The following is a 12,518-nucleotide window of genomic DNA, read 5'->3' as shown; positions in this document are numbered from 1 at the left end:
GGGGGGGGGGGGGGGGGGGGGGGCGGGGGGGGGGGGGGGGGGGGGGGGGGGGGGGGGGGGGGGGCGGCCCCCCGTCTGGTAGGCGGGAGTCTGGTAGGCGGTGGTCTGGGCCGCGGTGGCCAGGCCAGGGTGGGCCAGGTCGGTGTGCGTCATGCTGCGGCTCCTGCGGAGGTGGCGGTGCCCGCTCCACTCAGAGCGAGCTCGTCGACGCGGCGGCACCGGACGGACCGGCCGTCCGGCTGTTCGGTCAGCGGCACCGGTCGGGTCCGGCACTCTTCGGTGGCGAAGGCGCACCGGTCGGCGAAACGGCAGCCGGCGAGCTCGGCACCGACCGGCGGGGGCTGACCGTCGATGACGGCGAGCGAGCGCCGCTCCCAGCTGCTGACCGAGGCGACCCGCAGCAGCGCTTCCGTGTACGGGTGGCGCGGCGTGTGCAGCACCGCGGCGGTCGGGCCGGACTCGACCAGCTCGCCCGCGTAGAACACCAGTACCCGGTCGCAGAACTCGGCGATGACGGCGAGGTCGTGGGAGACCGTGATGACCGCGAGGCCCCGCTCGGCCCGCAGCCCGGCCAGCAGTTCCAGCACCTCGGCCTGGATGGTGACGTCCAGCGCGGTCGTCGCCTCGTCGGCGATGAGCAGCTCCGGGTTGCCGGACACGGCGATGGCGAGCACGACCCGCTGCAGCATGCCGCCGGAGAGCTCATGCGGATACTGGTGGTAGACGCGTTCGGGCTCGTGCAGACCCATGGCCGCGAGCAGCCGCACCGCGCCGGCGCGGGCGTCGCGCCGCGACTGGCCGTGCTTCACCCGCAGCTGCTCGGCCAGCTGGTACCCCACCGGGTATGACGGGTTGAGGTAGGACGCCGGATCCTGGAAGACCGCGGCGATGCGGGTTCCGCGCAGCTGTTCCCAGCCCCGCCGTGGTAGCCCGACCAGCGAGGTCCCGTCGAAGTCGATCGTCCCGCCGCTGACCGCGCAGCCGGGCGCGAGCACGCCGAGGACCGAGCGGCAGGCCAGCGTCTTGCCGCTGCCGGACTCGCCGACGATGCCGACGGCCTCGCCGCGCCGCACCTCGAAGGACACGCCGTGGACGGCCTGCGCCGCCCCGGCGCCGACGGTGACCCGTAGGTCCTCCACGCGCAACAGCACTTCTGCCGGGCTGGCAGCGGACTCAGGCATCGGTCAGCGCCCCTTCCTGGGCGGGAATGGTCACCTGCGGCGTCGGTTCCGGGGTGGTCGGCCCGGCCCCGCCGGCGGCCGGGCGGCGTCACGGTGACGCCGGTGGTGTCCCGGATGGCGTCGGCGATCGCGTTGAGCGCGCCGGCCGTCACCGCGATCGCGAGTGCCGGGATCACCGGTGCCCACGGCTGCTGGGACAGGAAGCCCAGGTCGGCGGAGAGCATCCCGCCCCACGTCGGCGCCGGCGGCTTCACGCCGATGCCGAGGAAGGTCAGCGAGGACGCGACCAGCAGCACCGTCGAGGCCAGCTGCGCGGTGGTGACGGCGACGGTCGGCAGCACCTTGGACCACACGTGCTGGCGGATGATCCACCACCGGGACGCTCCGAGCAGCTCGGCGACCTCCACGTACTGGGCGCGGGTCAGCGAGAGCGCCGCCGCCCGGGTGACCCGCAGGAACAGCGGCGAGAGGAACACGCCGATGGCCAGCATCGCCTGCGGAAGGCCGTTGCCGAGGACGCCCGTCACGGAGATCGCGACGACGAGGTAGGGCAGCGTCATGACCGAGTCCGCGACGCGTTGGGCCGCCCAGTCGAAGAACCGGCCGAAGAACACCGAGCCGAGGCCCGCCGGCACGCCGAGCAGGAAGGCGATCGCGACGGCCTCCGCCGCGCCGACGATGGACCGGCCGGTGGCGTCCATCAGCCGGCTGAGGACGTCCCGGCCGAGGTAGTCGGTGCCGAGCCAGTGCGCGTCGCTGGGCCCGGCCAGCACGTGCGCGGTGTCCTGGGCGAGCGGGTCCTGCGGGGCGAGCGCCCCGCCGGCGACGCCGACGAAGACGACCACCCCGAGGGCCACCAGCGCGATCTTCGTGGACCGTAGCCGCACGGCCCGGCGCAACGTGCCGCTCATGCTTCCTTCTTCCGCGCGTGCGGGGTCAGCCGCAGCAGGGCGGCGTTGACCAGCAGGTTGGAGATCACGACGAGGCCGATCATGGTGACCAGCGCACCCTGGATGACCGGGATGTCACCCTTGCCCGCGGCGTCCAGGCTGAGCTTGCCGAGCCCGGGCAGGTTGAACACCGCCTCGGCGACGACCATCGCCCCGATGATCTGCGGGACGTAGTACCCCAGCACGGTGACCGCGGGCCCGGCGGCGTTGCGCAGCGCGTGGCCGAACACCACCCGCCGCTTCGTCAGGCCGCGCACGTCCGCGCCGGTCACGTAGTTCTCCTGCAGCTCCCCGACGAGGGAGGTCCGTAGCTGGCGGGCGATGGCCACGGCTCCCTCCACCGAGAGGGCGAGCGCCGGCAGGATGGCGAACCGCAGCCACCGCGCCGGATCCTCGGTGAACGGCACGTAGCCGCCCGAGGGCAGGATCGGCAGCGTCACCGAGAACAGCACGATCAGGGCGATGCCGATGACGAACGGCGGCACCGTCGACGCCGCCGAGCACAGCAGCGTCACCCCCCGGTCGAACCAGCCACCGCCGGACAGCGCCGCCCCGATGCCGAGCGCGCCGCCGAGCAGGATGGCGATCAGCAGCGCGACGATCGTGATCGAGAGGTTCACCGGGAGCGCCTGGCTGATGCTGTCGGTCACCGGGAGGGTGGTGTAGTACGACCGCCCGAGATCCCCGGTGAGGGCGTGCCCGAGCCAGCTGAAGTACTGGACGAGGAACGGCCGGTCCAGACCGAAGTAGTGGTTCATCCGGTTGATGTCCGCCGGGGTCGCCGTCTCGCCGAGCACCTGCGCCGCCGGGTTGGTGTCGGTGAGGGCACCGAGCCCATAGGTGATGAAGGTGGAAAGCAGTACCACCGGCACGCCGACGAACAGCAGGCTGCGCAGCAGGCGCAGCAGTCGGCCGCCCCGGTCGGCCGCCCATCGCCCCGGTCGGCTGCCCACCCGCGGGGCCGCCAGCCCGGCTGGTCGTTCGATCTCCAGTGTCGTCATGTGCTGCTTTCCACCTCTCTGCCCGAGGGCCGCCTGCGGCCTCAGCTGACCCGGACGCCCTCGAAGCGCTGCACCGCGAGGTAGTTGCCGAGCGGCGAGACGTTCTTCTTGCGGGCGAGGATGCGGGGCTGGGTGAACAGGAAGATGTTCGGCATCTGCTCGACCGCGATCTTCGTGGCGGCCTGCAGGACCGTCGGGTACGACGGGTCGTCCAGCGGGGTGTGCCGGACCTTCTGCAGCGCCGCGGTCAGCTCCGGCGGGGTCCTGCGGCCCGGGTTCATCAGGCCCTGGTCACCGAAGAGCACCTGGAAGGCCTGCACGGCCGAGTCCCGGCCGGCGAACCCGTCCACCGCGATGGGTCGGGAGTGCTGGATGTACATGATCTGCGTGGCCTGGGACAACGGGATCGTGTCGATGGTGAGCTTCACGCCGACCTTGGCGAGCTGCGCCTGCAGCTGCTCGGAGAGCTCGGAGGACTGGCCGGTGGTGGTGAGTGCCACCGACAGCCCGGTGGCGTGGCCGGCCTCGGCGAGCAGCTTCTTCGCCTTGTCCGGGTCGTAGCCGAACGCGTTGTCCAGGCTCGGGTCGTGACCGACGTATCCGGGCGGGAAGGGCTGGTAGTTGACGGTGCCGAGGCCGAAGGTCTGGGTCTGGACCAGCGCCTGGCGGTCGATGGCGTACTTGAACGCCTCGACGACCTTCGGGTTGTCGAACGGCGCCTTCGTGACGTTCACGTCGAGCACCGTGGTCACCAGGGAGGGGATGACCTGCACCTCCAGCCCGGCGGACTTGGCCGCGGCGACCTGGCTGCCCGGGAGCTGGGCGACGTCGAGCCGGCCGGACTGCAGCGCCGCGATGGCGGTCGCCGCCTCGGGCGCCGGGTAGAGCTCGAAGGCGTCGAGGTGGATGTTCGCCTTGTCCCAGTAGCCGGGAAAGCGCACCAGCTTCGCCGACTGGTTCGGCACGTACGCGGTGAGTCTGAACGGCCCGGCCCCGACCGGCTTGGTGGCCAGGCCCTTCGCGTCCTTCGCGAACGCGGTGGGACTGACGATCATGCCGGTCTTGCCGGCGAGCAGGCTCGGGATCTGGTAGTCGACGGTCGACAGACCGATGGTGACGGTGCGGGCGTCGTCGTTCGCCGTGATCGTCTGCATGCTGACGAGCTGGGCGGCGACGAGCGAGCCGGCGAAGTCCCGGCCGCGCTCCAGGCTCTTCTTCACGGCGGTGGCGTTCAGCGGGGTGCCGTCGCTGAAGGTCAGACCGGGGCGCAGCACGAAGGTGATCTGGTCGCCCCTGTCGTTGTACTTCCACGACTCGGCCGCCGCCGGGACCGGGTTGCCCAACTCGTCGAGCTTGGTGAGCGCGGCGTACACCAACGACAGCGCGTGGACGTCCCACCCGGCGGACGAGGTGACCGGGTCCCAGGAGGTGACCTCCGCCCAGCCCCACCGCAGCGTCCCGCCCTCCTTGCCGGTGGACGAGACCGCGTCGCCGCCGCTGCCGCAGGCGGCGAGCAGCACAGACGAGCCGGCAAGCACGCCGAGACCGAGAAAGCCGCGGCGACCGATGACCAACGATTCGGCTCGTGGTTGTGCGTTCACTGGGAACGGTGTTCCTTCCTGAAAAGCGGGTCGGGCCGGGCCGGCGCATACCCGTGAAACAGAAAACAGGCGCGCGAAAAGAAGGCGCAGCCCCGTGTCGGCGCGTGGGCAGGCGGCTTTCAGCGGCCAACCTCGAGACGTGCACGGGACTTCACCCGGGTGCGGTCCTGGGTGCGGGGAGGCGTGCTCTCGTCGCACCTGACCGGTGGAGCGGGCAGGCGCTAACGATCACAATGAGTGATTGTGGGCGGTGATCGAGGTGTGGTGGGTGCCGCTCGCAGCGGCAGCGTCACCGAAGAGTGTTGCTGTCAGTGACAGCCGACGGTGTCAGCGACAGAGGGCGCTGGACGTCCGCAGGTAGTCCACGTAGCGACACGCCACGAGGAGGAATCTCGACCGCATGTGTGGAGAATGCCCGATCGATGGAGCTGACGTCAATATCCGACCTGTGTGTATGGATCCGCCGTCGGTGCCCGGACCGTACTCGACGCGTGTGCCCCGATTTGCGCCTCTCGCCCTGATGTCAGCGCTTTTGCCGATTGTCAAGGTAGCTTCCTGATCAATGAAGGTAACGGGTTGGCGGGGACTCGGGCGCCGAAGGTGACAGCTCGGGAACGCGGGAGGTGGTGGACGTCACCTCGCCGCGGGGTGGCGTCCGCGTCCAGCCCGGTCGTGCGGCTGACCGGGCTGACGCTCAGGTGAGCAGGTCGGGCTGTTCGGCGACGATGACCTCGTAGAGCGCGTCGAACGCCCAGCGGGCGCCGTCGTCGCCGCGGCCCGGCCCGGCGGTGGCGCTGGCGATGTCGTGGTCCAGCAGGCGCAGCGGACCGGCGGCGGCGGCGAGGAGCTGGGTCCTGGCTGCCCGCTCCGCCGCGATGTACAGATAGGCGGCCGCCTCCACGGTGGTGCCGACGGTGAGCAGGCCGTGGTTGCGCAGGATCGCCAGCTTGTGCGGGCCGAGCGCGGTGGCGATCTTCCGGCCCTCCGCCTCGGTCAGGACGACGCCGTTGTACTCGTCGTAGACGACGTGCTGCTGGTAGAAGGTGCACACGTCCTGCGAGATCGGATGCAGCGGCTCACCCAGCGCGGACAGCGCCCGGCCGTAGGGGGAGTGGGTGTGCGCGGCGCCGACGACGTCCGGGCGCGCGGCGTGGATCTGCGCGTGGATCGCGAAGGCGGCGGTGTTCAGCGGCGGCTGCCCGTGCACGATCTCGCCCCTGCCGTTGACCAGCAGCAGGTTGGACACCGTGATCCGGCTGAAGTCGAGGCCGAAGCGGTTGACCCAGAAGTGGTCGGTCAGTTCCGGGTCGCGGGCGGTGATGTGGCCGGACAGGCCCTCGGCGAGGCCGAGCTTGGCGAAGATCCGGTAGGCCGCCGCGAGCTTGCGGCGGCGGTGCAGCCGCTCCTCGGTGAGGTCGCGTGCCGGCACGGGCCGGGGCCATGGCCCGCCCTCGGCCGGCGAGACCTGCCCGGCCCAGCCGGACGCGGTGACCGACGTTGGCGGGGACTCAGGAGTGGAGATCGTCATGTCGTCGCCGTCCTTCCCATCTCGGGGTCTGGAGGCATGCCGATCCGCGCGGGGGAGCTCCGAGACGCGGGCGCGCGGCAGAGCGGGCGACGGTGGTCGGTGCCGACCCGGATACGGACTACCGAGCACTCTGAGTAAGTCCATATTGTCGAGTCAAGTAGTGAAGAAGTGAATCAGGTCACACCGCATTTACTACTTGACCGATGAACAAAGCAGGCTACTGTCGAGGGTGTGTTGAGGACCGCGGATCTGGTCAGGCGCCAGCACATCGACCTGCTGCGTGTCACCTCCGCGAGCTGTCCGCGCCGCCTCGCCTGAGCGGCCGGCGCGCACCCGCCGCCCCCTGACGCACCGACCTCCCCGCTGTCGGCCGTGGCCGCGGCGGCCGGTCGACGGCCGGATCGCTCCGCCATCGAGGCGAAGCGCCTCGACCTGAAGCGCCTCGAATCCGAAGCGCACCGCACCTGAGGCGTCCTGAGTCCGAGGCGCGCCGCACGTGAAGCTCCGGCGTCGACCGCACGGCAACCATCCCACCCGAAGCGCGGCGATGCGCTTCGTGGTCGTCCTCCAACGGGAGCACACGTGGATCTTCAGTCGCGCAGCGGTGGGGCCGGATCATCAACATCGGTGGCCTCGCCGCCCGCCAGGTGGGCCCGCACGGCGTGACCGTCAACGTGGTGCACCCCGGCCTGACCCGCACCGAGCACCACGGCGGGACCGTCGTCCTGTCCGGCGAACGGATCCAGGCCGCCGCGGAGCGCATCTCCATCGGCCGGGCGGTCACCGCCGAGGAGGTCGCCGCGGTCGTGACCTTCCTCGCCTCGCCGCTCGCCGCCGCCGTGACCGGCGAGTCCATCGCGGCCGGCGGCGGGACGCCGGGCCCCATCCACTACTGATCCGTGCCCTGATCATCCCGACCGATCGCCCGCCCGGCGATCACCCAACCCCACCGAAGGGACACAGCCAGTGACCACTGTCGTGGAGACCCCCGTCCAGTCGCGGCTCACCGTCCGGCCGTTGCAGCCCACGATCGGCGCCGAGATCAGCGGCGTCGACATCAGCCAGCCGTTGGCGCCGGCCGCCCGGGACGAGATCCGGGCCACCGTGCTCAGGTACAAGGTCGTCTTCTTCCGCGACCAGGACCTGACGCAGGAGCGTCACGAGGCCTTCGCCCGCGAGTTCGGCCCCCTCTACACCCACCCGGGCGCGCCGAAGGCGGACACGCAGGTCAGCGCGATCCACCAGATCTCCTCCGCCGACTTCAAGAAGATCGAGAAGTCCCACGCGCCGCAGGCCGGCGATGACAGCTGGGACCCGTACCACACCGACACGAGCTGGCGGCTCGTGCCGACGTGGGGTGCGGTGCTGCGGGCCGTGCACCTGCCCGAGGTCGGCGGCGACACCGTCTGGGTCGACGCGGCCCTCGCCTACCAGCGGCTGTCCGACGAGGTGAAGGAACGCCTGGCCGGGCTACACGTGACGCACGACTTCCGCGGCGCGCTGAACGCGGCCGGGCACGACTACCCGATCGTCGCCCACCCGGTCGTCCGGGTGCACCGGGAGACCGGAGAGCAGATCGCCTGGGTGAACTTCACCCAGCGGCCGACGATCATCGGCCTCGACCGCACCGAGAGCAGGGAACTGCTGACGGCGGTCATCGACCAGTACCGCCGGCCGGAGAACCAGGTGCGCTTCTCCTGGCGGCCCGGGTCGGTGGCGTTCTGGGACAACCGGGCGGCCGTGCACTACGCCGTGCGCAACTACGGCGACACTCCGCGCCTGCTCGAGCGGATCCTCATCGCCGACGAGCCGCAGTACGCCGACCTGTAGCCGGGCTGCGGGGGGACCGCGCCGGCTGGTCCGGGCGTCATCCCTCGACGGCGGGGCGCAGGACCTCCTCGCACCACTGGCGGAAGCCGGTGGGGCTGGTGGACGCGGGCGTGCGCGGCTCGGCGTCGTCGAGGCCGGCGTCCTTGGCCGCGACCATGTCGATCATGGCCTGGGCCATCGGCGCGGACCAGCCCTGGGCGACGAGCACGCCGTGGTAGGCCTCGGTGGGGACCCGCTGGAAGCGGATCGGCCGGCCCAGCACGTCCGTCATGATGCGCGCCATGTCCTCGCCGGAGAGGTCCTCCGGGCCGAGCACGGCGACGCTGTCCTGCCCGCTCCAGGAGTCATCACGCAGCAGGCCGGCCGCGGCGGCGGCGATGTCGCGGGTGGCACAGGTCGGCAGGCGCCGCTCGCCGGGGAACGTCGAGACGAACATCCCCTGGCCGCGGATCGACGTGACCTGCCGGAGCATGTTGTCCATGAACCCGGGCAGCGCCAGCGCCCGGAAGGCCACGCCGGTGCTCGCGATCAGGTCGTCCATGGCCAGCGACGCCGTCACCAGGCCGGCGTTGGCGGCCATCGGCGTCCCGCGCCCGAGGGCGGAGACGCTGACGACCCGGCGCACGCCCTGGCTCCTGATCGCCTCGGCGGCGGGCCGGGCGAAGTCCAGGTAAGGGGCGTTCACCGTCGCGGCTGCCGGGTTCGGCGGCGCCAGCCAGAACACCGCGTCGGCGCCGGCGAACGCCTTGGTGACGACGTCGGGGTCGCCGTGCGAGCCGGCCACGACCTCGACGCTGTCGCGGACCCGGTCGGGGAGCCGCTCGGGCCTGCGGGCGATCACGCGGACGGGCTCGCCGGCCGCGAGGAGGCGGTCGAGCACCTGGCTGCCGATGGTGCCGGTGGGCGTGGTGACCACGATCATGTGCGTCTCCGGGGTGGCTGCGGACCGCTGCGCGGCCTGGGCGTCTGGTGGCGCCGTGTCATCCACTCAACGCGCAGCGAGAGCGGGCATGAAGGACCATTACGGTCCCGACTCATACCCTGGTGGTATGAATGGCGGCACCGATGAGCGGTGACATCGAGGTACGGGAGCTGCGATATTTCGTGGCCGTCGCCGAGGAGCTGCACTTCGGGCGCGCCGCCGAGCGACTCGGCATGGCGCAGCCGCCACTGTCCCGGTCGATCCGGGAGCTGGAACGCCGCCTGGGCGTCACGCTGCTGGAACGCACCACGCGCCGGGTCACGCTCACCGCCGCGGGGCGGGCGTTCCTCCGCGACGCCCGGGTGGCACTGGAAGCGGTCACCGCCGCCGAACAGCGGGCCCGGCACGCCGGGCGGCCCGAACCTGGCCTGCGCCTGGCGATGAAGGCCGACTACGACGCCGGGCTGCTGCCGCGCATCCTCGACGCCTACCACCGGGAGGACGCCGCCGTCCCGGTGGACCTGCTGATGGGCGGGCGCGGCGAGCAGGCACCGGCCCTGCGTGCCGGCCTGGCGGACGTCGCTCTGCTCCCGGCACCCTTTGACGATCGGGACCTCGACCACGAGCCGCTGGTGACCGAACCGCGCCTGGCCGCGCTCGCGGCGGCCGACCCGCTGGCCGCCCGTCCGTCGCTGGTCCTGGCCGATCTGGTCGGCCGGGTGCTGCCCGACGGCGCCGCGGCGCACCTCGCCGACCCGCAACCGCTGCGCGGCCTGGGTACCGCGCCCCAGCCCCGGCGGCTGCCGACGGTTCCGACCGGGGTGGCCGGGCCGCCGCCGGCCGGATCGCAGCAGCGCTACCGGGACCTGGCGCAGATCTTCACCCTCGTCGAGCTTGGCGCGATCGTGTGGTTCCCGCCGGAGTCGGTCGCCCGCCGCCATCCCCGTTCCGGCATCGCCTACCGCGAGGTCCGCGATCTCGGCCCGAGCACGCTCTGCGTCGCCTGGCCGCGTCAGCTCCGGTCGGCGGCTGTCGCCGCCTTCGTGCGCGCGGCGGCGGCCGTCGCCGCACCGGCACTGAAACCCGTGAGTGCGCTGATACCCGTGAGCGACTCGGCGTGAGGCTCAGACCGCCGCCAGCGCGGGGCTCGCCCGCGGCGGGTCGAGTGCCGAGCCCGCGTCCAGCGGCCATCGGGCCGCGGTCATGCCCCACTGACCTGTCGGCGCCGGCCCGCCACTCAGGAACGGCGTCGCTCAGGAACGGCGTCACTCAGGAACGGCGTCACTCAGGAACGCAGGGCGGCGGCGAGATCCGGACGGACGAGGTCGCCCAGCCGTTCCCAGGGGGCCAGCACGCTCTGCGGCCCGAGCACGTACGGCAGGTCGCTGACGATCACCACCAGCCCGCGTGGGGTGACGACGAACTGCTCGTAGTTCGCCGACACGGGATCGGCGACCCCGCCCGTCGGCCCACCTGGGAACCGCCGGTCGAGCTCCGGCCGGACGATCGCCGCCAGCCGGCGCAGCCCGGCGTCGGTCGAGGTGAACACGTCCTCGATCCGGATGCGGTCGCCGGTCCGCAGGTCGAAGACGAGCCCGGTGGCGAGCTCGGTCGGATGGGCGGCGCCCGGCGGGTAGCGGTCCCCACCGAACGACAGCGCCAGCACCGTCGTGCCCACGTGCGGCGAGCCGGCCGTCAGGGTCAGGGTCGCGTCGGCCGTCTGGTTCCTCTCCTCGTTCACGTACGCGAGGACGGCACGGTTCACCCGGCGCACCACGTTCTGGTCCGGGCCGGCGAGCACCGGAATGGTGATCGTGTAGTCGGCACCCGGGCGCAGCGTCCCCCGCTCGGTGCGGGTCGTCACCCGATAGGGCGCCGCGGCTGGCGCGGTCGTGTCGCCGGTCGACGTCGCCGGGCGGGCCGTCGCCGTGGCCGTGGCCGTCGCGGCGGACGCGGATCCACAGCCGGCAGCCAGCGGCGTCGCGACCAGGCCGAGGCCCAGCAGTCCGAGCATCGCGACGGCCCGCCGAGGATTCCTGATCACGGCCATATACTGCCGGTTCGTCGTGTCCGGCGCGGCAACGGACGCGACAGCGAGGCTGTCTGCCTGCCGACGCGTGCTGACGGGTGCGGCCGGTCAGCCTTCGAGACAGGCGAGGACGACGAGCACCCGGCGGTTGTCGTCCTCCGACGGCGTCAGCCCGAGCCTGGCGAAGATGCTGTTGGTGAGTTTGCCCACCGCCTTCTCCGTGATCACCATGGCGGCGCCGATGGCGGCGTTGGAGCGGCCCTGGGCCATGTGTGCCAGCACCTCCCGCTCTCGCGGGGTCATCGCGCCGCGGGTGAGATCGGGGGCGAGCGCGCGTTCGCCGCGCCGCACTGGTCCGCGTGGACGGCTCGGTGCCGGCGAAGGGGCGGGCCGGTGTCGCGGTGGAGGTCTCGGTCATGGCTCTCAGCCTCGGCGAGCGCCGGCTTCGCGACGAGCCGCCTGAATCCGCTGTGCGACAGGGGGCTTAGGCCCACCATGGCGCGCTGCCAGGCCTTCGTCGGGTGGGCCTACCCCGGGCCGGGCGTGCCGTCCGGCGGGGTGAGGCCCGCGGCGGCCCAGCCCGACGCGTCGGGTCGGCCGGAGGGCGCGGTGGGGATCACGCGGCCGGCTGGCGGCGGCGGTCCGGGCGGCTGCGGCTGTGCGGCCGCCCGGCGTCGGTAGGCCGACGGGCTCTCGCCGCAGCGTTCGGCGAAGGCCCGGGCGAAGGCGCTGGCGCTGTCGAACCCGACCGCGGTGGACACGTCGAGGACCGTCGGCCCGGGCTCGGCGAGCAGCGCCATGGCGCGCAGCAGCCGGGCCCGCAGCAGATAGGAGCGCCAGGAGACGCCGAGCGAGGCGCGGAACTGGCGGCGCAGCGTGCGCTCGGAGACCCCGACGGCCCGCGCGACCTCGTCCGCGGTGACCGTGGCGAGGTGCTCCCGGGTGTACGCGGCGGCGGCGGCGACGATCGGGTCGGTGGCGGTGGGCAGGCTGAGCGGGGCCTCGTGGTCGAGGGCCTCGGCGACGAGGCCGCCGAGGGCGCGGAAGAAGCCGTCGGCCATCGGGTCGGCCCGCGCGCCGACGATCGGCCAGCGCTGGGCGTAGATCATCATCTCGCGGATCAGTGGCGGCACGGCGAGGATGCGGGCCCGGTCGCCGGGCTGCGCGATGAGCGCGGGGTCGAACAGCACGGCGATCGAGCGCACGGCGGCCTTCATCGTCGTGGTGTGCTCCAGGCCGGCCGGGATCCAGGCGGCCTGCTGGGGCGGCAGCAGGTAGTGGGCGGCCGCCGTCTCGACCTCGATCACGCCGTTGACGGCGTACTCGATCTGGTGCAGGTCGTGCGAGTGCCAGCCGGTGACCAGGTCGCTGCCCTCGAACAGGTAGCTGCCGCCGAGGCCGTGGCCGCCCTGGCGCATGTCGACCAGGCCATGCCGGACGGGTTCGGTGCGGCCTGGTGCGGGCCGGACCGGTTCG

At 72.6% G+C, this 12,518-nt stretch carries 10 protein-coding genes and 2 pseudogenes; 3 read left to right on the top strand and 9 right to left on the bottom strand.

Annotated features, from left to right (window positions below):
- Positions 1-149: 149 nt before the first annotated feature.
- The 5 genes and pseudogenes from MXD60_RS12030 to MXD60_RS12010 all read right to left on the bottom strand — a co-directional run bounded on the left by MXD60_RS12030 (position 150) and on the right by MXD60_RS12010 (position 6,261).
- Complete coding sequence (locus MXD60_RS12030) at positions 150-1,181, bottom strand: ABC transporter ATP-binding protein (RefSeq protein WP_248819115.1); 1,032 nt, start codon at positions 1,179-1,181, stop codon at positions 150-152.
- A 122-nt stretch (positions 1,182-1,303) separates the two neighbouring features.
- Positions 1,304-1,882: pseudogene (locus MXD60_RS12025) on the bottom strand (ABC transporter permease); the annotation flags it as partial.
- Positions 1,883-2,088: 206 nt separating this feature from the next.
- Positions 2,089-3,132 carry an ABC transporter permease gene (locus tag MXD60_RS12020; protein WP_248819114.1) on the bottom strand — a complete coding sequence of 348 codons (1,044 nt, stop codon included), beginning with the start codon at positions 3,130-3,132 and terminating at the stop codon, positions 2,089-2,091.
- Positions 3,133-3,173: 41 nt separating this feature from the next.
- A complete protein-coding gene (locus MXD60_RS12015) occupies positions 3,174-4,706 on the bottom strand; it encodes an ABC transporter substrate-binding protein (RefSeq protein WP_248819113.1) in 1,533 nt (510 codons plus the stop codon).
- Between the two features lie 721 nt (positions 4,707-5,427).
- The gene (locus MXD60_RS12010) at positions 5,428-6,261 is read right to left on the bottom strand and encodes a class II aldolase/adducin family protein (protein WP_248819112.1); all 834 of its coding nucleotides are present in this window, start codon (positions 6,259-6,261) and stop codon (positions 5,428-5,430) included.
- Between the two features lie 647 nt (positions 6,262-6,908).
- Between MXD60_RS12010 and MXD60_RS12005 the strand changes: the two genes are divergently transcribed.
- Both MXD60_RS12005 and MXD60_RS12000 read left to right on the top strand, forming a co-directional pair.
- Entirely contained in the window at positions 6,909-7,157 is a 249-nt protein-coding gene (locus MXD60_RS12005; protein ID WP_308222447.1) for an SDR family oxidoreductase, read from the top strand.
- A 70-nt stretch (positions 7,158-7,227) separates the two neighbouring features.
- Complete coding sequence (locus MXD60_RS12000; protein WP_248819110.1) at positions 7,228-8,091, top strand: TauD/TfdA dioxygenase family protein; 864 nt, start codon at positions 7,228-7,230, stop codon at positions 8,089-8,091.
- A 37-nt stretch (positions 8,092-8,128) separates the two neighbouring features.
- Here MXD60_RS12000 and MXD60_RS11995 read toward each other — a convergent pair whose 3' ends face one another.
- On the bottom strand, positions 8,129-9,013 hold the full coding sequence (locus MXD60_RS11995; protein ID WP_248819109.1) for an NAD(P)H-binding protein: 885 nt from the start codon (positions 9,011-9,013) through the stop codon (positions 8,129-8,131).
- Positions 9,014-9,156: 143 nt separating this feature from the next.
- On the opposite strand from MXD60_RS11995, the gene MXD60_RS11990 reads away from it, so the two are divergent.
- The gene (locus MXD60_RS11990; protein WP_248819108.1) at positions 9,157-10,134 is read left to right on the top strand and encodes a LysR family transcriptional regulator; all 978 of its coding nucleotides are present in this window, start codon (positions 9,157-9,159) and stop codon (positions 10,132-10,134) included.
- Positions 10,135-10,298: 164 nt separating this feature from the next.
- On the opposite strand, the gene MXD60_RS11985 is transcribed toward MXD60_RS11990, so the two are convergent.
- The 3 genes and pseudogenes from MXD60_RS11985 to MXD60_RS11975 form a co-directional block, all read right to left on the bottom strand.
- Positions 10,299-11,057, bottom strand: coding sequence for a DUF3298 domain-containing protein (locus MXD60_RS11985; RefSeq protein ID WP_248819107.1), 759 nt, complete (start codon positions 11,055-11,057; stop codon positions 10,299-10,301).
- Between the two features lie 93 nt (positions 11,058-11,150).
- Positions 11,151-11,345: pseudogene (locus tag MXD60_RS11980) on the bottom strand (response regulator transcription factor); the annotation flags it as partial.
- Positions 11,346-11,569: 224 nt separating this feature from the next.
- Positions 11,570-12,460 carry an AraC family transcriptional regulator gene (locus MXD60_RS11975; protein WP_248819106.1) on the bottom strand — a complete coding sequence of 297 codons (891 nt, stop codon included), beginning with the start codon at positions 12,458-12,460 and terminating at the stop codon, positions 11,570-11,572.
- Between the last annotated feature and the right edge of the window lie 58 nt (positions 12,461-12,518).

Origin of the sequence: Frankia sp. AgB32 (assembly GCF_023243045.1) — a bacterium.
Taxonomy (GTDB): Bacteria; Actinomycetota; Actinomycetes; order Frankiales; family Frankiaceae; genus Frankia.
The sequence above is the reverse complement of the archived record's forward strand: the minus strand, read 5'-3'. Positions and strand labels throughout refer to the sequence as shown.

What these genes read in the sequence shown, in the direction of transcription:
- MXD60_RS12010 (WP_248819112.1), bottom strand. Translation starts at nt 6,261, where the DNA reads ATGACGATCTCCACTCCTGAGTCCCCGCCAACGTCGGTCACCGCGTCC.
- MXD60_RS12020 (WP_248819114.1), bottom strand. Translation starts at nt 3,132, where the DNA reads ATGACGACACTGGAGATCGAACGACCAGCCGGGCTGGCGGCCCCGCGG.
- MXD60_RS11975 (WP_248819106.1), bottom strand. Translation starts at nt 12,460, where the DNA reads ATGCGCCAGGGCGGCCACGGCCTCGGCGGCAGCTACCTGTTCGAGGGC.
- MXD60_RS11995 (WP_248819109.1), bottom strand. Translation starts at nt 9,013, where the DNA reads ATGATCGTGGTCACCACGCCCACCGGCACCATCGGCAGCCAGGTGCTC.
- MXD60_RS11990 (WP_248819108.1), top strand. Translation starts at nt 9,157, where the DNA reads ATGAGCGGTGACATCGAGGTACGGGAGCTGCGATATTTCGTGGCCGTC.
- MXD60_RS12030 (WP_248819115.1), bottom strand. Translation starts at nt 1,181, where the DNA reads ATGCCTGAGTCCGCTGCCAGCCCGGCAGAAGTGCTGTTGCGCGTGGAG.